Annotated in this window: 18 protein-coding genes and 1 tRNA gene; 7 read left to right on the plus strand and 12 right to left on the minus strand. The window is 54.8% G+C overall.

The annotated features are described in order from the left end of the window. Positions 1-98 precede the first annotated feature (98 nt). From QRX41_RS02825 to QRX41_RS02840, 4 genes are all read right to left on the minus strand, one after another. A complete protein-coding gene (locus QRX41_RS02825; protein WP_198177162.1) occupies positions 99-830 on the minus strand; it encodes an ABC transporter permease in 732 nt (243 codons plus the stop codon). Continuing rightward, positions 827-1,270, minus strand: coding sequence for a hypothetical protein (locus tag QRX41_RS02830; protein ID WP_313838552.1), 444 nt, complete (start codon positions 1,268-1,270; stop codon positions 827-829). Before QRX41_RS02830 ends, QRX41_RS02825 begins: the two co-directional genes overlap by 4 nt. Before the next feature lie 51 nt (positions 1,271-1,321). Further along, positions 1,322-1,660 (minus strand): ATP-binding cassette domain-containing protein, encoded by a 339-nt coding sequence (locus QRX41_RS02835; protein WP_313838554.1) that lies wholly within the window; start codon positions 1,658-1,660, stop codon positions 1,322-1,324. 1,139 nt (positions 1,661-2,799) lie between these two features. Beyond that, positions 2,800-3,363 (minus strand): GNAT family N-acetyltransferase, encoded by a 564-nt coding sequence (locus QRX41_RS02840; protein WP_313838555.1) that lies wholly within the window; start codon positions 3,361-3,363, stop codon positions 2,800-2,802. 135 nt (positions 3,364-3,498) lie between these two features. On the opposite strand from QRX41_RS02840, the gene QRX41_RS02845 reads away from it, so the two are divergent. Further along, positions 3,499-3,571: transfer RNA gene (locus QRX41_RS02845), tRNA-Lys, on the plus strand. 181 nt (positions 3,572-3,752) lie between these two features. Here QRX41_RS02845 and QRX41_RS08475 read toward each other — a convergent pair. Further along, a complete protein-coding gene (locus tag QRX41_RS08475; protein ID WP_396176779.1) occupies positions 3,753-4,058 on the minus strand; it encodes a type II toxin-antitoxin system RelE/ParE family toxin in 306 nt (101 codons plus the stop codon). Beyond that, a complete protein-coding gene (locus QRX41_RS02850) occupies positions 4,055-4,336 on the minus strand; it encodes a type II toxin-antitoxin system RelB/DinJ family antitoxin (RefSeq protein ID WP_024627005.1) in 282 nt (93 codons plus the stop codon). Before QRX41_RS02850 ends, QRX41_RS08475 begins: the two co-directional genes overlap by 4 nt. A 779-nt stretch (positions 4,337-5,115) precedes the next feature. Here QRX41_RS02850 and QRX41_RS02855 point away from each other — a divergent pair. Continuing rightward, on the plus strand, positions 5,116-6,444 hold the full coding sequence (locus QRX41_RS02855; RefSeq protein ID WP_313838556.1) for an AbiH family protein: 1,329 nt from the start codon (positions 5,116-5,118) through the stop codon (positions 6,442-6,444). 381 nt (positions 6,445-6,825) lie between these two features. Here the strand turns inward: QRX41_RS02855 and QRX41_RS02860 are convergent, their stop codons facing one another. From QRX41_RS02860 to QRX41_RS02870, 3 genes are all read right to left on the minus strand, one after another. Further along, complete coding sequence (locus tag QRX41_RS02860) at positions 6,826-10,662, minus strand: AAA domain-containing protein (protein WP_313838558.1); 3,837 nt, start codon at positions 10,660-10,662, stop codon at positions 6,826-6,828. A 121-nt stretch (positions 10,663-10,783) separates the two neighbouring features. Continuing rightward, positions 10,784-13,822, minus strand: coding sequence for a cation-translocating P-type ATPase (locus QRX41_RS02865; protein ID WP_373312885.1), 3,039 nt, complete (start codon positions 13,820-13,822; stop codon positions 10,784-10,786). A gap of 454 nt (positions 13,823-14,276) precedes the next feature. After that, positions 14,277-14,663, minus strand: coding sequence for a hypothetical protein (locus QRX41_RS02870; RefSeq protein WP_146210942.1), 387 nt, complete (start codon positions 14,661-14,663; stop codon positions 14,277-14,279). Between the two features lie 111 nt (positions 14,664-14,774). Here QRX41_RS02870 and QRX41_RS02875 point away from each other — a divergent pair, with 111 nt between their 5' ends. From QRX41_RS02875 to QRX41_RS02885, 4 genes are all read left to right on the plus strand, one after another. Beyond that, a complete protein-coding gene (locus QRX41_RS02875; protein WP_229281577.1) occupies positions 14,775-15,440 on the plus strand; it encodes an ABC transporter ATP-binding protein in 666 nt (221 codons plus the stop codon). Next, entirely contained in the window at positions 15,437-16,867 is a 1,431-nt protein-coding gene (locus tag QRX41_RS02880) for an ABC transporter permease (RefSeq protein ID WP_024627010.1), read from the plus strand. The genes QRX41_RS02875 and QRX41_RS02880 overlap by 4 nt, the downstream gene beginning before the upstream one ends. A gap of 433 nt (positions 16,868-17,300) precedes the next feature. Continuing rightward, positions 17,301-17,594 carry an ABC transporter transmembrane domain-containing protein gene (locus QRX41_RS08480; protein ID WP_045924970.1) on the plus strand — a complete coding sequence of 98 codons (294 nt, stop codon included), beginning with the start codon at positions 17,301-17,303 and terminating at the stop codon, positions 17,592-17,594. 397 nt (positions 17,595-17,991) lie between these two features. After that, positions 17,992-18,288, plus strand: coding sequence for an ATP-binding cassette domain-containing protein (locus tag QRX41_RS02885; RefSeq protein ID WP_146210563.1), 297 nt, complete (start codon positions 17,992-17,994; stop codon positions 18,286-18,288). A 946-nt stretch (positions 18,289-19,234) separates the two neighbouring features. On the opposite strand, the gene QRX41_RS02890 is transcribed toward QRX41_RS02885, so the two are convergent. The 3 genes from QRX41_RS02890 to QRX41_RS02900 all read right to left on the minus strand — a co-directional run bounded on the left by QRX41_RS02890 (position 19,235) and on the right by QRX41_RS02900 (position 24,742). Next, positions 19,235-20,560, minus strand: coding sequence for an MFS transporter (locus QRX41_RS02890; RefSeq protein WP_045924972.1), 1,326 nt, complete (start codon positions 20,558-20,560; stop codon positions 19,235-19,237). A 184-nt stretch (positions 20,561-20,744) separates the two neighbouring features. After that, positions 20,745-23,411, minus strand: a complete 2,667-nt coding sequence (locus tag QRX41_RS02895; RefSeq protein WP_045924973.1) for an alpha-L-rhamnosidase — start codon at positions 23,409-23,411, stop codon at positions 20,745-20,747. A gap of 32 nt (positions 23,412-23,443) precedes the next feature. After that, positions 23,444-24,742 carry an MFS transporter gene (locus tag QRX41_RS02900; protein ID WP_045924974.1) on the minus strand — a complete coding sequence of 433 codons (1,299 nt, stop codon included), beginning with the start codon at positions 24,740-24,742 and terminating at the stop codon, positions 23,444-23,446. Between the two features lie 243 nt (positions 24,743-24,985). Here QRX41_RS02900 and QRX41_RS02905 point away from each other — a divergent pair, with 243 nt between their 5' ends. Further along, complete coding sequence (locus QRX41_RS02905) at positions 24,986-26,038, plus strand: LacI family DNA-binding transcriptional regulator (protein ID WP_045924975.1); 1,053 nt, start codon at positions 24,986-24,988, stop codon at positions 26,036-26,038. Positions 26,039-26,042 lie beyond the last annotated feature (4 nt).

Raw genomic sequence — 26,042 nt, forward strand, 5'->3', positions numbered from 1 at the left:
AGGAAGGCTATCGCAGGAATTACGTTCAGCAAGGTCCGCAACTACCATTCGAGAAATCTCCTGCAATGGCGGCAAAAGATGCATAGCCATCAAAAGTATCATTTCCAGCGAAATCCGTAGATGGAAACAAGCCCTGAGGCAATGCAGCCCACGGCCAGGTAGAGGATCCCGAGCCAGGCATGAGGCCAGGTGCCCGATCCGATCAGCATCATCGATAAGGCCTCCCGCATGTGATATAGGGGCGTATACGGGGCGATGGTCTGCACCCAGGACGGCAGCATATTGACAGGCATCATAGCTCCGCCAATGAAGCCCAGGGGCAGAATAATGATGTTCGCGAGGATGGATACCCCTGCGATGGAGTAAATTATCATGGCGATAATGACACCCAGGAAAAAGAACAAAAGATAGCCAAGGACCAGGGGAAGCAATCCCGACAAAAACGTCGGTTTCAGCCTCATTCCCATGACCATTCCCAAGACGACAAGCACTACAGCCTGCGCCAGAAGGACGACGATACCCACAACAGCCTGGGAGAGGATAATCACATTCCAGGATAGAGGAAAATTGCGAACCGTCTGCAGCATGCCATTCTCACGCCAGAGGGCAAGGTGCGAAGCACCCGCGAAAATACCCACGTAGGCCGCACCAAACGCAATGACATTGGCGCTGATTTGACTAGCAATATCAACTCCAGGAACGTAGCTCTTAAAAGACAGGACCAGGACCAGCAACAAGGCTATAGGAAAGAGAAAGGTGAAAACCAAAGTGGACCAGTCACGAATATCATAGTGGAACATCAACTTGAATAGAGTTTTGAAGCTGTTCATTTGACGTTCTCCTTTTCGAGAAGGCGAAGGTAGACATCCTCCAGACGCCCATCCTTGACTTGCGCCTGGCTTGTATTAATCCCTGAATCAACCAATTTTGCGAAAGTAACTCCGGTATCCCGGGTGCGTACTGTTAGACCATCGGGCGTGACCTTTACATAGTCGTCCCCCACGAGATGGGCTACTTGATCAGCGTGATCCAAGGCATTTGGAAGAAGAATGGTCGATTCCATCTCTGCTTGCGCAATAAGCTTGCTGGGACTGGCTGTTACGAGAATATGCTTATCCGCCAAGATCGAGACCACGTTGCACAACCGCTCCGCCTCGTCCAGATGGTGCGTCGTATAAAGAACCGTGGCGGCCAATTGCTGACTGGATTTGAGCAGGCTCACAAGGTCATGGCGTGACTCAGGATCGAGGGCAGCAGTGGGTTCGTCCAAAAAGAGCAGCCGAGGATGGTGGACGACAGCCGTGGCGATGGCCAGTCTCTGTTATTCGCCGCCGGACAATGATTCAACCTTGTTGGATGCCACATGATCCAGTTTCAATGCATCAATAAGATCGTCCACACGCGACCGGGGCACCTGGTAGATATCGGCCACAGCGGCAAGGTGCTCAAGGAGCGTCGTTTGGGGGAAGAAGGACGACTTTTGAGGCTGGATGCCTATTTGGCGAAGCAGGGCCAAGTTGCGTGGATAGGGCGTCTTGCCCAGAACAGAGACCGTTCCCTCAACCGGTTTTTGCAGTCCTTCCAAGACGGTGAACAGGGTTGTCTTCCCTGCGCCATTTGGCCCGATGACCCCATGGAAGGCCCCTTCTTCAACCTCCAATGAAAGATGAGAGAGAGAATTGTTTTGTTCTTTATTCGAACAGTAAGGTTCGATACGCTTACTTCGATATTGCCCATTCCAGAGCCTTTCAGCGTCAATACTGATGTGGTAAAGCGCGGGTTGTGTCGTCTATTGTTGCTTGCCTATTCATGACTATTTCAATTTGCTGAGTCTGGGCAGACAAGGGAAAGAATCCGTTCAAATTCCGGCCCAGCATATTCTGGTGATTTTTGGCTCCGACAGTCTTTGCCATGAGACCATCTGCTTCAACTACGATAGCTTATTAATCCATATTCTTTCCTCACCCATGAGCCCAGAATTTCAGGCATTTTCTAATAAAAAACAAGCTGGATCAGACATAAAACCGCCACCGTCCCACAAATTATGGCGTCCAAGAGCACGTACTGACAAACACTGATTCCACTACTGGTTTACCTGCAGCTGGAACAGCATATTCCCATTTATCAAGCGGGCCACCAAGGGGCGGACGGGTACATCTACCTTGTTCCCAATCGGCACTTTGGTAAGAGAAGCCATACCAGTATCAGCAAAAGCGGATATTGAGAAAAGTGCGATGCTTGTTCCCCTGGCTCATGCTCACCAGTGGGGAGGTTGACCGCCGACAACAGTAGACCGCGCGAACGAACAGGGACGGCGATGATGCGAAACTCTGCAAGTTATCGACGGAACCCACTATTTCGCCCTTTTCGCGTATTGGCTATCTCGAATGATGCTGGCCTTCACTGTTTCGCAGCCAGTGTCTTATCACCATGAAGATAATCATTATCAGCCAAGCTGCTGGGTACGTGCATAAACCCCAGAACCGTGAACCGGTGACAAACGATATAACATGAGCGAGGATCAATGCCAATGCGAAAAACTGACAGCTAATGACTAGTGGATTATCAGATGGTTTCCACGCCGAAGATGCATGTCTCATGGCGGTTCCTTTGCCGTCGTACATAATGCACGGAATGTGCATAAAAACAAAATATACACTAACCGGCATTCGCTCAAAATAAGCTTAAAATAAGTTCGCGTTCTGGATGCGCATATACGTCATAGCCGGAGAAAATCATTGCAGAGAGCCTAGCCAGGAAGCAATTACATGAAAGCTGCTTTTGCATCCAAGATTGCGTTTACCGATCTGTTCGTTTCGTAGACAAATCAATCCAATACCGTTCTACTGGCTGACCAGATCTGCTGGGGAGCACATTCTCCAGTTGCCCGCCACGCGAAAGGATGGTCCGGCGGCTGGCCAGATTCGACGGGGAACAAGTAATCAGGACCCTACTCATGCCCAGAGCAGCCGCCCGTAGCAAACAGTCATCCAGCATCAGCCCGGCATAGCCCTGCCGGCGACAATCCGGACGAACTGAATAGCCGATGTTGCCGCCCGCGCGCAGAAGCGCCTGCGTAAGCCGCAACCTCAGCTGAATCATTCCCACCAGTTCGCCGCTGGGGTCCATGGCGGCGAACTGCAGAGCTGGCACAAACCCCGGCGGCAGATCATCACCACGCGCCTGACGAGCCACCTCCGGCAGACCAAACCGACGAACCTCATCCAGGCTGTGGCAGTCCTCCAAGGGGCCGAGACCAGCCGCTTCATCCTGAGGCTGAGAACGGCAGGCCTGCAGATATTCCCAGATCATTTCAGCATCCACCGCCCCCGGCCGGTCCAACCTCACCAGATGGATTCTCATAATCCACCTCCTCTGTCGAGTGCTTGGCCACCCCTTTATCAACAACAATCCGGCCCGCTGCTGTACCACATTCTAAATAGGCGGCATACGACAGAACTGGAAAAATCCACAACAAACATGTAGTGTTGAGACGTTGCCCCTCTGGCTCAATGGTTAGAGCAGCGTCCTTTTAAGTCGTGGGTTGTGGGTTCGAGTCCCACGGGGGGCACTTTGGATTGCCGATTATTTAATACCAGTCACTATGCTCAGTAAAAGATTGATTACACGAGAACACGAGTATCTGCCGCAATACCCAAGTACTAAAACCCTGACACAGCATCCATCCAGACCATCCGCCTGCGCAATAGTGAGCTATGCCTGATATATAGCCCTGATCTATTTACCGAATCTCAATATCTACCGCGCCTACCCAACACCTGATCGTGGGAACCTAGTCGCAAAATATAGGCAGCGTCGCCCTCCCTATGCCACACCAGCAGCAGATCTCCAGCATTGCCCACATGGCACTCATACACAGCCGCATAACCTTGCAGCATATGCATCCGATGATGCGTCTTCAATGTCTGGAGCGACGCTTCGGAATTCTCTGCTATCAGATCTAGCACCTCTTCGACCGGCTCTAACGGGACGTGCCTGCGAGCCATGCGCTTCAGGTCTCTCGTAAAAGCACCAGTGGGAACCAGCGCAAGCCTCATCGGTCCGCGCCAGCAGCTGCTAGCACGCCATCCACCAGGTCCTTTCCTGTGGCGTACCCCTTAGTCTTCCCCCTCATGGCCAGACGGCGCGATTCCTCCAAGGCCTCCTCGGTTTCGGCAGGTAGATCCAAGCTGAAGTCCAAGGGGATCCGCTGCTCCCGAATGATCTGCTTATAAAAGGCTCTGGTGACCGTAGTCATATCCAGACCAAGCTCCTTCACAATACGATCCACCTGTTGCTTGTCTGCATCGGATATACGCACCGTAACCTGAGACATCTTCTCCATCGGAGCCCACCTTCCTTGTTGTTTGTAATTTTGCATTAAAGTGCAAAATTACAGGAGATTTCATACTTTAATGCAAAATTGCAGTGCATGGTAATGCATCAATGCGCATAGCTGACAGCAATAACACCCATCTGTTGCTTCATGGTGTGAGAGCGATGGATTCATTCATCCTTGTTTATCCTCAGTGATGTCTTTGCCAAGCTCGACCCGTTCGACTAATACTCACAGCTTTTAGGCAGGTTCAAAACATGCACAATGCCTTTTCCCTATGTGGGCATAACCGGACCCGATTCGACTGCTACAACTACAGCAAAGAAAGCCAGGCACCATTCAAATCCCTTATCTATATTCTTCGAAGGTTATCGGCACAGACTGCATACGGAAAGCTGATCAGATTAAAGAAATGCACAGTTAACACCACCAGAGATTACATATTCCGTTATACATTTACTCGCTGACCCTTAGCAAAAAGTCTCTTTTAATTACTTGAAGTAGTTAGCATACAGCCCTTTTCCGGTCTTTGGAATCCATCTGAACAGATGCTTGTCCCGATATAGGAAGCCCGCACTTCCTCCTCCATTGCTTATAACAACTTATACGAACTCAAACATGTTACGAATCCGTGATGGTCTGTTCTCGGGGGCATTACACAAGCCAACTCGGCGTACATGCAGATGAGACCGATTTATCCGGTTCATTCCATGCGTTATATCAGGAGATTATTATGCATATTTAGATATCTCGATGATTAGGCAATAGGAAGGGATGTTATGCCGGTTCCTGATCAGTTGGTAATCCTCGGCAATGGTTTTGACCTTCAGTGCGGGCTAGCTTCGACATTTGAGGCTTTCGAGAACCCACGCAAATATATGATTAGCACAATCATACGAACTTATGCGCACAAGGGCAATGTAGGTGGCATATCTCTGACGCCTAGTGACGATCAAGAGCAACCAGGTAAATCTCTGGCTGCTGATTTCCGGGCTCAGGGAATTACTGCTTGGGATCTTATTCTTATCGCAGACGAACAGGTACGAACATGGTATGACGTGGAAGCTTGTATCAGAGACTGGCTCACGGGCTACGCGGAAGGCCATCAACGTCCTGGTGAGAATCAGTTACGAGCAGTAAGAAATGTATACTCGCAATATATAGAAGCAACAAAACAACCAGTATCCATCAAAGACTTCGTCGCAATGGCAAATTTGAACATCTTTCTTAATGATACCGAATTTGAACAACTGTCAGTGGACCAACAGGTCGCTAAGCTATTGCTCAAATGGTATAAATGCGATGCTGACGATGATTCGATTATGAAAGTTATGATGCAGGAGCTCCATCGCTTAGAAGCAGCTTTCTCGAATTATATGGAAAATGAAGTCGCTGGCAACAAAAATTACTGTAACCATGCCTGTCTTTTACTAGATAGGCTCATGAATGATCAACTAAACGATTATAATTCTCTGCTCGCCAATAACACATACAAAATAGGCGGGGACATCTCATTAGGAAGCTCTTTCAATAATGTGAGAATACTTGATTTCAATTACACCGACCCCATCTACGGCATCAAACCCGCACCTATCCTCATCAACATCCACGGGAACATACATGGCGGGGACATCGTTTTCGGAATCGATAGCAACAGCGTCGATACCGATGATTCCAATTACCCAGGTCTGGTCAAATTCACCAAGACCTATAGGCTCATGGCACTGGGCAAGGGCCGTAAGACCAAACTGGTCCATCCCCATGTAAGCGGACAACCAGGCAGTGAAACCAACATGATTAAGTTCTTCGGCCATTCCCTGGGTGACCCTGATTACTCATACTTCCAAGCCATCTTTGATGAAGTGAACCTGTACGGAAGCGATACCCGACTGGTCTTCTACTACAACCAAAACCGCTCGAATGAGAACGACGCTGATAGGGAGAATGGAAATACGGCAGGAGAAAACGCACAGGAAGAGATGTTCGAGAAAGTCAACCGACTCATCACCACATATGGGCAAACTTTGGACAACAAGGACCACGGCCGTAACCTCATGCACAAACTGCTCCTGGAAAACAGACTCAAGGTCGTCCAAGCCCCGGTCTGACAGGGGGTAACCGCTTTCTGAGGCAATCCCTTAACTGTCAGAATGCGAGGCCAGCCTGACTCTGTAATCTTCATAACCCTGGCAAGCAAATTATGCCCTCGGTTGACGCTGGGCTTGGCTGCAATCACCTTTCGGCAAGAGCATCTTTGGAACCACGCCGCTGATTGATTATAGCCATGCTACGTCAGAAGCTTTGGGCCGATTGCCACTCCGACCCTACCTGGAAGCCACCGAACAAGAGCAAATAAGTAACCAAAGCGTAAGGCAAAGTCACTAATGCCCCTGCCTCACTTTTTAATCTGAAGCAGAGATATTGGGCTTACAGACCAGAAATAGCATGCTGTAATTAAAGGAATTCTGGCCGTGCCTTTCCCGTTCCACTCAGTTTTCTGCGCTCGCCTCCACCGGTAGGTCCTTTGCGATCCTGGACGTATAGGTTCCATTCTTCCAATCAGCGAGGTTGCCGACCACGTAGACACGGCGCTTGGCTCGAGACACAGCGACGTTGAGCAGATTGGGCGACCCATTAACCCATGAACGAGAGCCTTCTCCACGCCTGCCAGCTCTGCTGCCAAGGACTATAAAGACCACGTCGGCTTCCCGCCCCTGGGAGGTGTGGACGGTTCCGGCCTGGCTTGATGCCAGTCGGTTCGCTTCGCTGCGATTGCAACCAGTGCATTGCCGCAAGGCGTCCGCGAAGGTGTCACGCACCTGGTTGGCCACAGCTCTGAACGAAGCGATGACCAGAATATTGGTGGGGTCAATCCCACCCTTGAAGAGCCCGCACAGACGCTTGTGAAGTTCGTAGCCTTCCTGCGGCCTCCATTGTGTTCTCCCGGTTTCGCCGGAATTCGACGGCACATCGTACCAGCAGGAGGTCGGCAGCTCATCTCCCGCATGAGGCCCAGACGGATAGGCACAGGGTTGATGCTCCGGTCCTACACGAACCATCCTGCCGGAGTAAGCCATATCGTTGCATATGGAAAACATGGGCTCATCGCAGCGTCTATGTACCACCAGAGGCATCCCCAGCCAGTGATCATCGGTCTCGTCCAACAGACCACAAGGCGTCTGGTAATCGACCAAGGCCTGCATGTTTTCGGATTCCAGTCCCAGGCGCTGGAGGTGATGGGTGCTCGCCAGGAGTTCACGCATCGGCTTGGGCATAGTATCCACAGGCTGAAGCTGCATAGGGTCTCCAACTGCAACCGCATGTTTCACGCGCTGCAGCAGACCGGCAGCAGCCTGGGGCAGGGCCTGTCCGGCCTCATCCACAATCGCCCAGCCGAGCGCCTCCTTGCCTATCCCCGAAAACATTCTGGATATTGATGCAAAGGACGAGGAAACAACTGGGATCACCAAGAAGAAAGTCTGCCAAGCCACCAGCCTCTCGTCATCCGTAAAACCATTCGACTGCATCACAGCGCAAGCCAGGGAAAGATTGCACATGAACTGATGGGCAGCACCCATGACGGCCTGCTGGTGAAGAGCCAGCGCCTTGATGTAGACCTCCGTCCGCGCCTTGCTCCATTCCTGGTCCATCCACGCAACATGGTCATCGCCAATGTCAGGCCTGGGCCACTGAATCTGCTCGGCCTCAGCGATCTGCTGTTCAAGGGCAGCAAGTTGCCTGTTCAAAGTCACAATCTGTGTTTGGCATTCCCCTAACTTCTGATCACCGACTTCCAACCCACCATAGAAGGACTGCAACCGCTGATGGACCGTGCTGGCCTGCTCATCGAAATGCTGCTTTGCACGACGTGCCTGCTCCAGATCAGTACGTACCTTAAGCTCGTCCTGCTGCCTTTCGCGGCTGTGGAAAAACGACCTTAGTGGATGCGCCTTCCAGTAAGACAAGTGAACCCGACAAATGCCATCAGCCTGCTCCCAAACAGCTCGCGCATTATTGGCAGCCTGGCCAGCATCCGACATCTGCCGCTCCATTGATTGAACCTGTCCGACATACCTTGAGCGGCTTGCCTTCATGCCATGAAGTTGTTCATTGAGGGTTTTCAGCTCGGCTGACAGATTGGATCGCTGATTGCACAAGTCTGAGTAAGAACGCATAAGATTGTACTGAGCAATTTTCCTGGCGCGAATGCTCTCTTCCTTCTTCAGAGCAGCATTAAAGTCGTTCCTGGCCTTTGCCCAATTGGTCCTACTGCCTCTTTCACCTGGCATGTATTTCAATGATTTATAGATAAATTCGTTTTTGAAGGGCCACAGGAATCGGTTTTTGTTGCTCATGTTCCCCAAGACCGCCGATATAAGAGCCCAGGCAGAGGAGGTATTTGAAGGGCTGCTCTCCTTATCCTGACTCTTGCGATCGGTAATTTGCCCGGCAAAGTCTCGAAAAGCGAATCCACAGGGAACCTGTTTGAATTCACTGTCAATATAGGATTCCCACTCGGTGTCTATAGCATCGGCACTGGGCAGATCCTGGCTGACGTTTTCAACAGCCTTGTTGTTACTGGAAGCAACGACAATCTCAAAGCCGGTCACCGACGGATCAAGCGTCCAGTAGACATAGTCCTTGTCCTCATCTGAGGCGGCTCTGGCCAGCCTCCGGGATGTGAAAATATCCTGGGGACGGGAGAATCCTGCTAACCGCCGAGCCCTGGCCACAATAATCTCGGCCACCACATCCTTGAGCAGGGTGGTCTTGCCGGTCCCAGGAGGGCCATTGACACCTAGCAGTGATGAGCTGCCATACCCTTCCAAGGCCGCCCGTATTTGATTGATGGCCAGTTGCTGACCAGTTGACTGAAATTGATTGGAAGCACTCGGCCATCGCCCGAATGGCATGCTGGCAGGTTCTGTAAAATCACCGACCAGGTGCCCCTCAGGGTCCTTCTGCAGATTGAACCGTCGAGGATGACCAATCGATAGATATTGCCTGACCGGCTCAGAAAATATGTCAGATCCATTTTGATAAAGGCCCTCAAGATCGTCAAGGAAGAAGGAATCCATCATTTCGCCATTCAATGATTCTGAGCTGGCTTCCAGATGGCAATTGACATAATCCCTGATCAGTGGTGAGCCGTCAGCGCGAGCGAAAAGAGGAGATCTACTCACCGCGCGGTCATCCAGTCCCATCCGATCCGCTACATGTTTAATGAGGCTTTCGATCTCATATCTGCCGACCGGACCTGCCTTGTACATCGGTCGGCCTGCTTCGTCCCCAGGGTCTTCCCCAGCCAGACGATTGAATTCGGATTTGAGTTTCCTTTCCGTCTCGTCAAATACTTCGATATGCGGCCACCCAGCCGGGCAATCAGGCCAGCCTTCATGATTGAACAGGCAGGAAACCGCCTTGGCATATTGAGAGAGCGTCAACGATCTTGGGGCCAGACAGCCATCATCCCTTACGCAGAACTCCATAAGGGAAGCCACGGTAGAAGGACCGCCGGCGCGCCTGTTCTGCCGATGCGCTAACTCCTGCAACACCTCGTCCTGAGCAGTCTCCTCGGCTGGCGAGAGCTCTCGAACAAGCTTGGCGGCCTTCAACAGCGCATTCGTGACTACACGCTGGGAGAGCCCGACCGCTATTCGAAAACGTTCATGCTTAAGCCACCGATTTTGTCGTCCCACCGCTTCTTGCTGCTCCGAATCCTCGTCAGGTTTCACTGCCTGGTGGACGGGGCGACGCGCAAATCGGCGGTCATAGTCCTTGCGGTAAACAGCACAGGCTGAGCCAGGCCGATTGGCCGTTGCTGACAGCTTTCCCGCCACCTGCAGCAGGCGCGAAATCATGGAATCCGTCAGTTCAGTACCTGCCGGCAGAGGATCGGGCTGCTTAGCCACCTCTAGCCATAACTGGTTCATCTCCCCAAGTAGACCGGTTATAGTCTGTTCGTCGAGTCCGGATCTGACCGCCTGCGTCCGCAGCCAGTTCCCGGTATCCTCTGCAAACGAGAAAGGTTTGGTCAGCCGGGCGTTCATGTCTGTCTGCAACCGGTATATTTTCCTGCTCTGCAGGTCGTTATAGAGGTTTGTATAGGAACGATGCTCATTGTCAACCGGCCCGATGAGAAGATCAGCATGAATGTCATTCCATGGAAGTCGCTCCTGCTCAGAAACGCTTATCCCGTGGTCGTCGTTGCGGGAGGAGGATAAAGCAATGAGCTGGTTATCCCTCCAATTTTGTGGCGAGAATAGTTCAACCGCGCACCAATATGACAAAACATCCATTGCATGCTGTTGCTCATCGTTCCCCATATTTGCCAGTATGCGGATAAGCGGGGACAGGTGCAGGAACAGGTTCGAGCCACGGATGAGGCCATAGGAGACAATCCCGATGCGGCATTGTCCAGTCCAATCACCGCATCGGAATAAGCATTCATGCCCGTATCCGTCTGACCGCCCAGTTGAGTAGTTTTCGCAGCTCCGAAGCGATCAGGACCAGGGAAGCCAGCGCGATGCACTCCAGCCAGGCCTGGGGCTGGAGGGGGACGGTGCCGAAGGCCTCGCCCAGGAAGGGCACGTAGATCACCAGGAGCTGCAGCAGGATGGAGATGCCGATGGCGCCCCAGAGCCATGGGTTGCTGAAGAGCCCCTGGAAGGCCGACTTGCGGGAGGAGCGGGAGGCCAGCGCGTTGAAGAGCTGGGCGAAGACCAGGATGGTGAAGCCCATGGTCCGCGCCTCCCTGATCTGCGCCTCGTGGCCGATCGCCTGGACGGACCTGTCGGTGAAGAGGCCGCCGCTCAGGTGCATGTCCATGCCGATCAGGGTGACCAGGGCCATGACCAGGCCTATGTAGATGATGTCAACCCACATGTCCCGGTCGATGACCCGGTCGCTGACGGATCGGGGCGGGCGGTCCATCAGATCGTCGGTCTGCGGATCCACGCCCATGGCCAGCGCGGGCGCCGCGTCGGTCAGGAGGTTGATCCAGAGCAGCTGGGTGGCCAGCAGCGGCACGGTCACGCCCGCCATGCCGGGCTGCGATATGCCCAGAAGACCAGCGAAGACCACGCCGCCGAAGACCGTGAAGACCTCGCCCATGTTGGAGCTGAGCAGGTAGCGCAGGAACTTGCGAATGTTGTCGAAGATGCCCCGGCCCTCTCGCACGGCCTGGACGATGGTGGCGAAATTGTCGTCCGCCAGGATCATCTTGGCCGATTCCTTGGTGACCTCGGTCCCGGTGATGCCCATGGCCACGCCGATGTCTGCGGTCTTGACAGCAGGGGCATCATTGACGCCGTCGCCGGTCATGGCCACGACCTTGCCCTGGTCCTGGAGCGATTCGACGATCTTCAGCTTGTGCTCGGGGGCCACGCGGGCGTAGACGGAGACCTTGGAGGTGGTCTCCCGAAGCTGGTCCGAGTCCATGGCATCCAGCTGCTCGCCAGTGCAGGCCGGCTGTCCGGGCTTGATGATGCCCAGGTCCCCTGCGATTCTGGCTGCAGTAAGCGGATGGTCGCCGGTGATCATGATCGTTCTGATGCCGGCCTTGTGAGCCTGATCCACCGCATGGCGGACCTCAGTGCGGGGCGGGTCAATGATGCCGACCATGCCCGTCCAGATCAGATTGCTCTCCAGTCGGGTGCTTTCCTGGATCACCTTGTCGGCAGACAAGCGAATTGCAGGAGCATGCTGAGACTTTTCAGGCAACCGGTCCGTCTGATCCGTCCCGACCGTGCTTGACGGCCACTCCCCCGCGTCAGCTTCGGCCAGCGCCGACAGCTCCTGGTCGGATACAGGCCGGAAAGCCTGTCCCAAGGTCCTGTAGGCATCCGCCGAGAGACTGCTGACCTGAGCAAGTATCCTTTCCCGATCGGCACTGGTCATAGGTCTGACCTGGCCGCCATCGAGAATCCGGTCGCATCGGCCAAGCAGCACGTCGGGAGCGCCCTTGCAGAAGAGACGTGATTCCCTTTCGTTGTCATCATTCGGGGCAGCCAGAACCGACATGAGCTTGCGCTCGGACGTGAAAGGAATCTCGGCCAGACGACGGTAGCTATCAGCCTTGGCATCAGCGCCGACTTTACGGGCGGCAACAATCAGCGAAACCTCCGTGGGATCGCCGACGCTCTGCCAGTGACCCTGCCCGGATCCAGACTGGGCCTGGGAATCAGGTTCGGCCTCGACCGGCTGCCAATGCAGGTCTCCGTCGTTGGCGATGGCCCCGACCATCAGGGTCTCTTCCACTGCCTCAGCCAGAGATGAACCAATGGTATCTGTCAGTTGTTGATCATCTGACCCACTGGCCTCGAACGGCTGCATGGTTCCCTCCGGAGCGTACCCGGTGCCAGTGAGCCTGACCTGCCCCGAGGGGACGACCACCCGTTCAACGGTCATTTCATTGCGTGTAAGAGTTCCTGTCTTGTCGGAGCAGATGACTGATGCCGATCCCAGGGTCTCCACCGAGCTGAGCTTCTTGACGATGGCATGATGCTTGGCCATGCGCTGCACGCCCAGGGCGAGAACCACAGTCAGGATGGCCGTCAGCCCCTCCGGCACAGCAGCTACGGCCAGAGATACGGCCATGAGCAGGGAATCAATCAGATCCTGGGTTGTCTGAAAGCCTTCCATCAGGGCCAAAGCAGCCAAAACCAGGGCGGCAATCAAGCAGACGGCCAGTCCGAGGAGCTTGGAGACGCGGGCCATCTCCTTCTGTAGGGGCGTGGGTTCCTCCTGGGTATCAGCCAGCATGTCGGCGATCTTCCCGACCTGGGTGTCCATACCAGTAGAGGTGACGATCATGCGCCCGTTCCCCTGGGTCACTGCGGTGCCGTTGAAGACCATGTTGGTTCTGTCACCCAGAGCCTTGGGCTGGTCAAGCCGACCGGGCCGCTTGCCCACCGGCAGCGACTCGCCGGTCAGCGATGCCTCGGCCACGCGCAGACCCGCGGCCTGGAACAGTCTTCCGTCGGCGCCGACCGAATCGCCTTCAGCCAGGACTACTACATCACCAGGCACGATCCTGCTGGTCTCCAGGCTGACCACCCGGCCGCATCGCAGCACCGAGGCGTGCGGGGCCGTCATGCTCGCCAGAGCATCCACAGCCCGCTCGGCCTTAGCCTCCTGAGCGTACCCCAGGGCGGCATTAAGGATGAGGATGATCATGATGACGATGGCATCAAAGGGCAGGGGCTCCCCGCCTCCTGATGCCGGATGTGAGCGTTCCACCACCCAGGGCACCAACGAAATGGCCGTGGCTGCCAGAAGCAGATAGACCAAGGGGTCCTTGAACTGTTGAAGGAATTCCCTCCATGCAGGAACGGGAGGCGCTCCAGCCAGCTCATTAGGACCGAACCTGTCCAGCCGACGCGCCGCCTCGGCCTCATCCAGGCCCCGGTCGGGGTCCACATTCAGAGCAAGGGCAACCTGATCGACACCTACTATAGAAGGGTCCTTGAGGACGGGGCCATTCACTCTGCGCCTCTGCTCATGGCCCTGCCCTGCAGTCGGGATCACGCCGGTATCTGTCGATTTCTCATGCTTGGGATCGCTGGTCAACCCAGTCATGCCACTCTCCTGCTTATGCCACGGAGTAGTCAACGCTTCAGAGGCCCGTTGGAAGAAATCAGAGGCGGCCAGACCAAAACGCTGCGTGGATGCTTGCCAAGTTGAACCAATAATATACATAAACACGGCCGAAGTCGTCAAGGCCTTTGCTTCAGTATGCATTCTCAGGCCTGTCTCATGACAGAGACGGTATCTTTGCTGCACTTAACTTGGCAGCGCCCTAGTTGCCGAATCCCCCCCCCCAAAAAAAATACTAGATCTTCATTAGAAAAGCTTTAATCAATTTGGGCTCATCTGGCATAAAAACCCTTATCTGCCCTGAGAATCCTATTTAAGACCCTCTTGTGATTATTCGACAGGCTCAGCTGGCGTTATCTGAGCAGTAAATAGTCTTATAGGCCAACCATGGTAGTTCTTGCCAGCCGTCTGCCCTAACGATCCTTTCAGTGGAGACACCATTGGAAATAGCACTAAACACGAGAAAGAGAGGAGAGAGACGGACAAAATGCACAACATTATCGATCTGCAGAATAGTAATATCGCCATGAATGATGAAGCCGCTCATCATAGCGGCGTCAGCATATTTGCATGCCACGGCGGTGGGCATGATAATATCTGGAGTTGATGGACCTGCAGCTAATCCACAAAAATATGCCACTGCGATGACGCATTCATCAAAATGGCATGGGCTGTCATTTTTGCCCTGATGACGGCAGGGACAACAGTCATGTAAGTCTATGGGCGCCATCCTTGTATGGCATCCATAGCAATATTCTGATGAAGATTTATAAGTCGCGAGAACGGCGATGATGGGAGAACGGTGATGAGTGGTGCTTCAGTGAGTTCAAATGGATTGACAATGACGGTGACTCCGAGGAAGGATGATTCGATCACCATCCTCGACCATGTCGACTTCCATGCTGAGCCCGGAAGAATCACGGGGATTGTCGGCCCCTCAGGCAGCGGAAAGTCCACCTTGCTGTACTGCCTTTCGGGGTTGGAACGTGCGACATCCGGAAGCATCTCCCTTCTAGGGCATGACATCACGCATATGCGAGCGTCCGCGCTCACTCGGTTTCGGCGTCGACATCTGGGATTCGTGTTTCAATCCTACAACCTGATCACGAGCATGACGGTGGAGGAGAACCTCGCGCTGCCATTCACCCTGCGCGGCCGTCGACTCCCCAAGCAAAAAGCGGATGAGATGTTGCGGTACTTCGGATTGGCAAACGAGAAAAAAAGGAGCGTGACGATGCTCTCAGGCGGAGAGCAGCAACGTGTCGCGCTTGCACGAGTGCTGCTCTCCGATGCAGATATCATTTTCGCCGACGAGCCGACTGGAGCCTTGGATCAGGAATCTGGCGCCAAGGTCATGCAGGTGTTCAAAAGCCTGGCTATGGATGCGGGCAGGACCGTAGTAATAGTGACCCACAGTGGAGAGGTAGCCGGACAGTGCGACCAGATCGTTGAGGTCCGTGATGGCCACGTGCTGAACGCTGATACGGAGAGCGGGGCCCGCATATGAGGGGCGCACTCTCTGATCTGAAAGCAGCCCCGGCCGTATGGGCCGGCGTATGGCTGTCACTAATCGTTTCCCAGACCGCTGTGTGCACTATCGTCGCCGCGCGCAGGGCTATTGATGCCGCTTACCACGGACCGGATGCCGGGTTAGGCGCCAACCTTTCCGGCCCAGCAATGCTGTTCAGCGTGGTCATAGCCGTGTTCGTGATGCTGTGGGTCGTGACCGCCGCTCTGAACCAGCGCAGGCACCAACTAGCATTGCTGGTCCTTCAAGGCGCCACGCCCTGGCAGCTGCTCTTCGGGAATCTGGCTATCATCATCGTCCTATTCATCTTGGCAGCAGTAGCGTCATCCCTCCTGACGCCGCTGGCAGCACCATATCTGTTCGACCTCCTGGCCAGAGCATTCGAGCTGAAACTGACGTATCAAGCAACCCAGCTGCTGGCATCCATCGGCACTGGGTTGGCCATTGCCGGAGTCGCCGTCCTTGCAGGCACAGTGCTGACCGTGCGCACACTATCCAAGATCAGGCCGATAGAGGCGCTTCGGCAGTCACAAAACCCGCCGAGACAAGTGAACGCATTCCGTGTTCTGCTAGGCGCATCGTTGCTCGTGGGAGCGATATGCGCGCTCATCATCCCGGGGACAGCTACACGCAAGATAGACTCTGGCGAGCTCGCCACGCACATTTCCGGCAGGAATCCCATAGAGTCCAGAGTGACAGGATTCATTGGGTTCTCCATGGGAGGCATGTTCCTCCTGATCTTCGCATTGGCTGTTCTGGCTCCCTATGTCATGCACTGGTTCACCAAAGGATGGACGCATCTTCTCCCCCTGCCATTCAGCACCTGGAAACTCGCTAGGCAGCAGGCCGTTGGGAGGATCCAACGACAGAACGCGACCATCATTCCCATGACGGCCGGCTTGTCGTTGCTCATGACTTTCTCTGGTGTGTTGCATACGCTGACCGACAGCCTCAAGAATTTCGCCAGTAACGGCCATTCCATGAACGTGAACCCACACATGCTGACGAACCTGATGGCCATGCTCGGCCCTGCGCTCATCATCGCTTTGGTGGGCGCAATCTCCGGACTGATGATCACCGCACGAGGGCGACGCCTGGATCTGGCGCTGACATACGTATCCGGTGCCAGTACCGGACAGTTGCGCATTTTGGGAGCCCTCGATGGTCTCATTTCGATGGTCACCTCGGTGCTGCTCGCCTTCGTCATCACACTGCTCAGCACCTGCGGCACCGCCTTCATGCTGCAACGATATCTGGGAAGCGCAAAGATAAGCGTTCAATGGGGATATTGGGCGGTCATCGCACTCCTCGCTATTGTCGTAGGCGCCCTCGTCACAGGCGTGCAGGCGCTGTGCGCGCGTTCCGAGGATTCTGTGAGGGTCATATCACGTGCAGTCGGTGAGTAACCACCCCCAACAAAGGACGAAAATGTCGCCACACAAGCGGAATAGTAATGAGAAAACCGCATCTTTGATAGACGTGCCCCGCCTTTTGAAATCCATAAGGGTGTTTTATTCACGGTTAGTCTGCTAAGTATAGCGAGCGCCCTCTTAAATCTGGCTCAGCCACAGCTTGTCAATGTCATTCTTGGACGCGTGCAGCATAACATGCGATCCGCAGTGCCCCTCTAATAGCGTTGGCAGGAGTGTTTCTGTCCGGCGCAGCAATCACTTCTTTTGACGCTTACCTGCTGTTGAACGATATGAGACGGTCTCTAGTAATGCATATTCTGCATTTGCCGTTCAAAGATCTGGACCAGTCGCATACAGGCAACGTAATTTCTATTATTTCATCTGATACAAATGAACTGAAGCGATTGCTGACCGATAATTGCCAGAAGTGTTTGGCACTTTACTGGTGTTCATAGGCGCGTGTGTGGGAATGGTCATAATCAGTCCCGTCATGTTCGTTATCTCTCTTTCGACCTGTCTTGTTACTGTCGGTTTACTGGTAGTCTTATCCGGAAAATTACGAGACTGCTCCAGAGGGGCTCAAACGGCCATAGGAGATATGACGTCTGCAGCCACTGATGCTTTGATGAGTTTGAAAAGGATCAGGGCCTTCAACGCCACGGAGCGTGAGACCAATAAAATCGGCGAGAAGCCAGGCAAGCGTGCACATCCGGTCGTCTAATTTCAAAGAAGCAGTCACTGATATGGCCATCAGGAATGGCCTTAATGCAGTTGTGCCTGATGGTTGTATCGGGAATCGGCGCTTTCCAAGTGGCCAAAGGAGTGATGACTGTTCAGCAACTGGTAACTTCTCTATGTACCTAGAAATGATGCCCACGCCTATGGCGACACTTTCTTCGACATATAGCAGACTGTTCAGAGCGTTGGGCGCGAACTCCAGCATTCAAGCGATAATGAGAATGCCGACCGAAGATGCGACATCAGCATGAGCAGTATCCAGTAGGGTCCAAAGGAAGGTCACCAACTCCGATCAGATTGACATCGATCTTGACCATGCTGATATTCCGTATGATGACGCACGGAACAATCGTGGCGGGCTCCAATTGAATGAAGCGGGCGTGCATATGAAAGGCGGTGTCGTCTACGCGATAGTCGGACCATCCGAAGCGGGCAAATCAACCATGCTGGCCCTTATAAGGGTATTCTATAAGCCAAATCATGGCCATGTTCTCTTTAATGGTATTGATCTTTCAACTCTCAGCTCCTCTTATGTACGTTCTCTGATCGGCTATATAGAACACGATGCCCCCATATATTCCGGTTCTTCCAGAACGAATCTGGCGATGAACAAGAACGGCGTATCCGATGAAGGCTGCTGGAATGCCTTAAATAAGGTGAACCTCACGCCAAAGTGAGAGACACCTTCGATGGATTGGATACCCCAGCAGGCAACGCGGTGTATTGCTGAGTAGCGGTGAACGCTATCGCTTGGCCCTGGCAAGGCTGTTGTCCATAAGGCGGCCGATCATGCTGCTTGACGAAACAACATACCATTTAGACGCTAAAAACGAGGAGCTCGTCGCACAAGTCATTCATGCCAATTCCCCGGAGCAGACAATAGTCATGGCGGCACAGAGAATACAATCAATCGCTTCGTCAAATAGAATCATGGTTTTGGCCAATAGAACTATCAATGGTTTCCTTTGGAAAATATTGTCTGCCAATTCTACTCTCCTATATGTATTGCTGTTAATAAACTTGATACCAATGTGAATAATTTGGCTATATATAAATATGCGCGGAAAATACGATCCACCGGCAGCAAGGTTCTCACCTCAACAAAGGAACAGACGATTCAAACTATCGTCTTGCCCTCTAAAGATATCTTTAATGACATTTATTGGCTGCTTGGTTTCCAGCATGATATGCAGTCATTACTAGACTGACCACGGGATATCTAGCAGTAAAGTTTAGCTGGGAGTACAGCACGTGAACCTTACACAGGGCACGCAGGAATAAATCTTGGAATTGCTCATTGTCAAGACATGACCCTCGCTGTTCCGCACAGTCAATCAGCTATCTGTTTTTTGATGACTATATGATCACGACGATGTTGATCGCCTACGGGCTTAAGGAGCCGGACCGGGCATCAGACCGCTGGTTAATAGCCTAAACGAGACGGAGTAGTCAACGCTTCGAGGGCCTGTTGAAAGAAATCAGAGGCGGCCAAACCAAAACGCTGCGTGGATGTTTACCAAGTTGAACCAAGAATATACATAAATCAGGCTATGCTCGTCAAGTTCTTTGCTTCAGGGCGTATCAGCCGACTTTCCATGCCGATACGCCCGAAGACAGACGACCCTACTTGACCGAGCGGATCAGCATGATGACCGCCGCGCCGATCAGCACCATGACGATGGCCACGGGGAAGATGAACACATACCCGGCACGGATCACCAGGACCGAGACCAGTACTGGGGCGATGACCTGTCCTAGGGTATTGGCCAGGTTCAGGATGCCCAGATCCTTACCAGCTTCGTTCTTGTTCGGCAGCACATCAACATTCAGGGCCTGGTCCACCGAGGTATAGATGCCATTGCCCAAGCCAGCGATGCCCGCGTAGCACATCATGCCCACTGCCGTCGGGAACACCCACGGAAGTGCAATGCCCAGGGCCAGGATGCAGGAGCTGACCGCCACGATGGCCTTGCGACGGCGAAGCTTGTCCGATATGGGACCAGAGATTATCGAAGCAAGGAAAGTGACCACCATCGAAATGACGGACATCGTAGAAATTGTACTGGCCGACTCCGCCACTGAAAGCCCGCAATACTTTTGCAGAATGTAAAGCTGATAAGTAGCGACCATCGACGAACCTATCATCATAAAGAGCCTGCCACCGAGAGCCAGGTAGAAGTCACGACTCCCCTTGGTCGGCGGAGTGAAGGAGACCCGCAGCCGGTGCCAAAGCCCTTGCTTCTGGTTACCCTTTCCATTACGCGCAGCCGTTGCTGCGGCACTTTCAACAGCGGAATGCTCACGCGGCCAAATGATGACGGTGAGAATGCCGGTGACCGCAAACAGGCAGATACCGAGGATGAAGCCCACCTGCATGTGACCAATGAATCGGGCTCCTATCAGGGTGCCTAGGGACTGCCCTACGATGCTACCGCCTCCATAGAAGGCAGAGAAAGTGCCGCGAGTGGACTCGGGTATCCGGTCCGAGAGCACCGCAACAGCCGGCGCAATCATCATGTTGACGCCCACCTGCACCAGGCACCAGCCGGCCACGATGGTAGGAATAGTCACTGCCTGTGCCGTGTAGAGATAGCCCAGCGCAGTGACAATTCCGCCGGCCACAACCCAGGGTGTGCGCTTGCCCAGCCGCGAGTGCGACATATCAGACAGGGCGCCGAATATCACATTGGACACCAAAGCGAATACGCATCCGACTGAATTCATCGTGCCCAGTATGGCCTCGGGAACGCCGATGCCAAGATCCGTGAACCGCTGCGGCAGGAGGACCTGGGAGCCGGAGGTGCCGGCGGTCATCCACAGTACTGAAAACAGGCAGAAGCCTACGCCGAAGCGGATTTTCTCTGCTCGTGTCAGAGGACGACCCGTATCCGGCGCCAATGCATCCGACGACGATGTCGCCTTCTGAACCTGCTCAACCGTATCAACCATTTCACATACTCCAATCCTTTACAGGGGAGCACCATGCTCCATCCGAGCTTCTTTGCTCTTCCGCAGACGTACAGCTGTGTTGTTGCTCCGCTTCTACGAGGATCAGCCACGACAGAATGCGTCATGCATAGCTTTCTGGGCCGACCAGTTCCAAACAGTCAGGACCTGGTCGGCCCAGCAGCAGTCAGCGTTCAACCACCAGATCGTAGGTTCCTGCAGGGTAATCCTTGCTGGATCGTTTGCCAGGGGCTGCAGGGGAACCAATCAGCACCCGCGCCACGGAACCGGCAGGGACGACCAGACGAAGCCTGACCCGGCCATCTTCTTCGAGCCGCCAGGACGATTCAGCCATGCCATGTGGCGTCAGATGGCGTGTCGAGGCTTTCGTCAACCCGCCACCGATTCGAGGATCGACCTCGAAAAGGCTCCACCCTGGTTCGAGAGCTCTTAAACCGCCGATTCGCTCGTGCATCCACTCGGCCACAGACCCCAGGGCATAGTGGTTGAAGGAGGTCATGCCGCCCGGGTTGATGGATCCGTCGGGCTGCATGGAATCCCAGCGCTCCCAAGTGGTCGTTGCTCCCATCTTCACTTGGTAGAGCCAGGAGGGGCACTCGGTCGACAGCAGCAGGGAGTATGCCTCGGCATCATGCCCGGTCTCGCTCAAAGCTGGCAGGACGAATGGAGTGCCGGCGAAACCAGTGGAGACCTTGCCGCCTGATTCGCGCACCAGTTCCGCCAGCCGTTGGCCGGCAGCCTGCTTGAGTCCAGGCTCGGCATCGAACAACCCGAAAGCAATCGAAATCGCATAGGCGCACTGAGTATCGGAGGTCATGCGCATGTCTGGGCCATCGCCGACCACAAACCGGTTCCGATAGCCGGTGACCATCCGCTCATGCAAGGAGCGGTAGTCGGCTGCCTCTGTCGGCTTCCCCAGAGCCTGGGCAATGCGGGAGGCATAGTCAACCGAACGGGCGAAGTAGGCAGTGGCCACCAGCTCCTTCTGTGTCATAGCCTGAGCAGGATCATCCGGCGGAGCGGTGGGATCCAGCCAGTCTCCAAGCTGACCCAGCACATAGTCCGGCCGACGATCCCAGACTCCGTCCGGCGATAGGTAAGCGCGCACTTCGTCTATCCATCCCCGCACCAGATCCCAGGATTCATCCAGAATATGCCGATCACCGCCCTCCATATAGAGGGTCCAAGGGACCGCTACGGCCGCATCTCCCCAGATAGCAATGGCTGACGGCTTGGCCCAGACGCCCAGCGGTACAAAGGGTACGAAGAACGGTATGGTTCCATGAGCCTCCTGCTCAATGCGCACATCCTTCAACCAAGAGGAGAGGAAAGCCTGCACATCGTACAGGTAAGCGGCCGTCGGCGCGAAAAGATCGATATCTCCGGTCCAGCCCATGCGCTCGTCCCGCTGAGGGCAGTCCGTGGGAATGGAGAGGAAATTGGAACGCATGGACCACAGGACGTTGTCGTGGAGCTTGTTCAGAAGCGGATTTGAGCTGTCGAACCAGCCGGTCCGCTCCATGGTGGAGTGGTAGACCCGGCAGTCGATGTCCTCGGCGGTCAGTTCTCCGGGCCAGCCCTCAATGCTGGCATAGCGGAAGGCATGCATGGCGAAGCGTGGCTCCCACCAAGCATCCTGACCATTCGAGATGTACTGGTCATGCTCCTGCCCCCGGCGCAGGGTCCGTGTAGCCAGGGTGCCGTCCTTCTCCAGCACCTCGGCATGGCGGATGGAGATCCGAGCCCCCTCTGCCAACCCATGCATGTGCAGGCGCATCCGCTGACTGCAGTTCTGACCGAAGTCGATCAGCCAGGAGGAGGACTTCCCCGAGCCTCCGGTACGGGTAATGGACACCGGCTGGTTCCGCCCTTGCATGCGTACGGCCTGGAGCTGTGGATTCTCAATCTTCGCCGGATCATAGGAAACCTCAGCCACTGGCCGCCATGCCGAGTCGTCGAAACCCGGACTTGACCAGCCAGGCTCCTCCAACCTGGCATCGTAGGTCTCCCCCTCATACAGGTCCGAGCACACGATCGGCCCCAGAGTGGTTTTCCAGGTGCGGTCCCAGGAGTTGGAGTAGATGTGAGTGATCGAGCCGTCCTCGCCCTCCACCTCCAGCTGGGCGAACATGCCTATCCTGTCGCCATAGAAGTTAGCCATGCCGCCGTCGAACCCCAATCGGCCACGATACCAGCCGTCGCCCAGCCAGAAGCCCATGGCATTAGCACCCTGCGACAACTGCTCTGTCACATCGTAGGTCCAGCACTCCAGACGGCGGCCATAAACAGTCCAGCCAGGCGTAAGCTCGTCTGATCCGACCCGAGCGCCGTTGATTTCAGCCTGGACCAGGCCCAGAGCAGACAGATAAAGCCTGGCGGACCTAGGCGCTGCAGGCAGCTCGAACTCCGCACGCACCAAGGGCAGATGACGATGGTCCGTTTCGGCCTCTGGCCAGGAGGGACCGACGAAGTCGGCGATGCGGTCCGTCACATCCAACCCGACATCAAAGTGGCGCTCCGGCGATGGCGCTCCAAGAGGCGCTCCGTCAGCATTGAGCATGGCAAGTGTCACAAGCGCCCGTTCCCGCGAACGCAGGGGCTCAAAAGGCCAATCCAGAAACATATTGTCGCCTGCGTCGACTTCGGCTTCCTGCTGTACAGGATCACTGCCCGGCATCCTCCTGGTTAGGTTGATCGCTACCTGTGTCCCTTGGGGCGGCTGTTCCGAGTATGTCCAGGAAAGCCTCGGCTTGTGGCTGCCGATCCCCAGTACGTCACCGTGGTAATGCTCCACCTCAGGGGCACTGATGGCGATTGTCTGATCCGTATTCATATAATTTGACCTCCTTGTCTTGTATCTGTGCATTACCGCTGGGACCGTTCCCTGCGTTCCTCATCTGTGCCATACCGTGCCTGGAGCCTGATCATGATGGTTCCGGCGATGGCCTCGATGATCACCACCCCTGCGAAGCCCCACATGGTGGTTCGAATGGCAGAAGGCACGACCAGGGCAGGTGTAACCAGGGCGAACAGGCCGCAGCACAGACGGGAGAAGCCGTTGATGAAACCCTGGATGGAGGCACGTATCTCGATGGGGAAGGATTCCTGAGTCCAGACCTTGTAGAGGGCTTCACCGGCCAGAGGGCTGCCCAGATTCATGAAGGCGGTGGCGCCGACGATTACCCACAGGTTGGTGCCGCCAAGGGAAAGAGCGACCATGGCGATGAAGGTGATGATGATGCCTGCTACGAAGGCCTTGTTGCGGTATTTACCCCCGGCGATCGAAGCGAAGACGATGTTGAGGATCAGAGTCACGAAGTTGAGGATGATGCCCATACCGGTGGCCAGGGTCTGGGAGGCATGGGCATTGACCAGCATGAAAGTCTGGAACTGACCCCAGGTGTTGGCCAGCAGATTCCATCCCACATAGAAGATCAGGATGGCAGCAAAGAAACTCAGATACATCTTTTTGTTCGCGCCCATCATCACCTTGATCACCGAGACCTTTGCCCCGGTCTCAACCCCGGGCTCGGCTGCGTCGCGGCGATCAGCGGCCTCGTGGAAGGCACGGAAGGTGGGCGAGCATGTGCGCCAGAGCCAGGCGATCACGGCAAAAACAGCTAGAATCACGAAGACCACACGGCCTCCTGCCGCCCCTTGCATTCTGGAAACCAGAAAAGCGCAGATGAAGGAGATGAACACGCCGACCTGCCAGTAGACCTGAGTGGTGGATACCAGGCGAGCCGCCAGCGAATCATTGGGAGCATCATGAGAGACGACGGTCATCGACACCGGCAGATCCGCGCCTGAGGCCACGCCTGCAATGACCACTCCGACCAGAAGCATGGCATAGGAGCCGGAGAATACGACGATGGCGGCCCCCACCGCATAGAGCAGATTGATCCAGTTGAAAAAGCGGACCCTGCCCACAGCGTCAGCGATGCGACCTCCGAAAAGGGACCCGAAGGCGATGGCGAAGGTCAAGGCACCCGACAGGACCCCCACCTGGCCATTGCTCAGCCCGAAACCCTGCTGCCAGACCGTGATGGTCGATGAGAGGCCCACAATGATGCCTGATCCCAGCATGGACCCGATGCCGGCGGCAACAGCCAGGGAGCCATAGCCTCCCAGCCCCTTGTCCGCATTAGAAGTGCTGTCTGCCATATTTTTCTCCTCTGTCATTGAGGCGAGCGCCGGGCGCGACCTTGCATATCGAAGCCCGACACCGGTCATTTTTTATTTTTCATTCCATATATAAGGCGAGAGACTGCCTTGTCATGGATTAATACTAACTCACTTTTTGAAAATTTCAATCCTTGTTTCCAAACAAGACTCGGTACTGCCGGAAGCTAAGCGTTAGGCTGGTTTTACGCGATAATCATGGTCAGCAGGAAGGAATCCGACACAATGTCGTCCGCACAAGACGCAGCCGTCCCGTCAGGCAGAGGCAAGGTGGGCGTTGCAGACATCGCCCAGAAAGCCGGAGTCTCGCTGGGCACTGTCTCTAATTATCTGAACTATCCCGACCGCGTCTCGCAGACTCTGAAAGAACGCATCAGCGCAGCAATAGACGAACTCGGCTATGTGCCCCGCCCAGCTCGTGGAGCCGCGGCCCTGACCGGACAGTCCACCATCGGCATCATCATGACCGATATCGAGCATTCCCTGTTCACCTCCGTATTCGAAGGGGCTCAGGAAATCTGCGAAGACAAGGACATGCAGCTGATAGGCACCAATGCTTATTCCGATTCGAAACGCCAGACCAGCCTGCTCAAGCTCTTCTACTCACTGGGCGTCAAGGGGGTTATTCTCTGCAGCGTAGTGGACTGCACCGCTGACTTGGAGTGGGCGGCCTCGGTCAAGCTGCCCGTAGTGCTGGTCGATCATGTGGAGCCCAGCAGCAAAACCAAAAACTGCAGCGTCCTGGAGAACAACCTCGCCGTAGGGCAGATGGCGACCAGGCATTTGCTGGAAGCTGGATGCCAACACATCGCCTTCGTATCCCACTCCTTCGACTATCAGTCCATATACGACCGCTATACGGGGGTTCAGCGGGCCATGCGAGAGCAGTCCCAGGCCAAGTTGTCAATCATCGACTCACACGGAATCATGATAGAAGACGGCTATGAGGTCGGCTGCGAGATCAGCCAGCTCCCGCCTACGACAGTCCCTGACGGCATCATTGCCGGCACCGATGTGCTCGGGGTGGGAATCATCAATGCCCTGCAGGAGAAGCACAGATATCGCGTACCCGACGACATCAAAATCATCGGCACCGAAGGTGCCCGCACGGGCAACTATCCCAAGGTCCCCTTGTCAGTCGTCGCTGCGCCCGGCGTCGACATGGGCCGCAAGGCCGCAGCCCTATTGATGGACGAGTTCAGCAACTCCCGGCATGTACACGGCTCTGTATTGATTGAACCGATTCTGGTGGAGCGGGATTCAAGCCGGGCGGCATAATCTC

Origin of the sequence: Bifidobacterium kimbladii (genome assembly GCF_032193675.1) — a bacterium.
GTDB lineage: Bacteria > Actinomycetota > Actinomycetes > Actinomycetales > Bifidobacteriaceae > Bombiscardovia > Bombiscardovia kimbladii.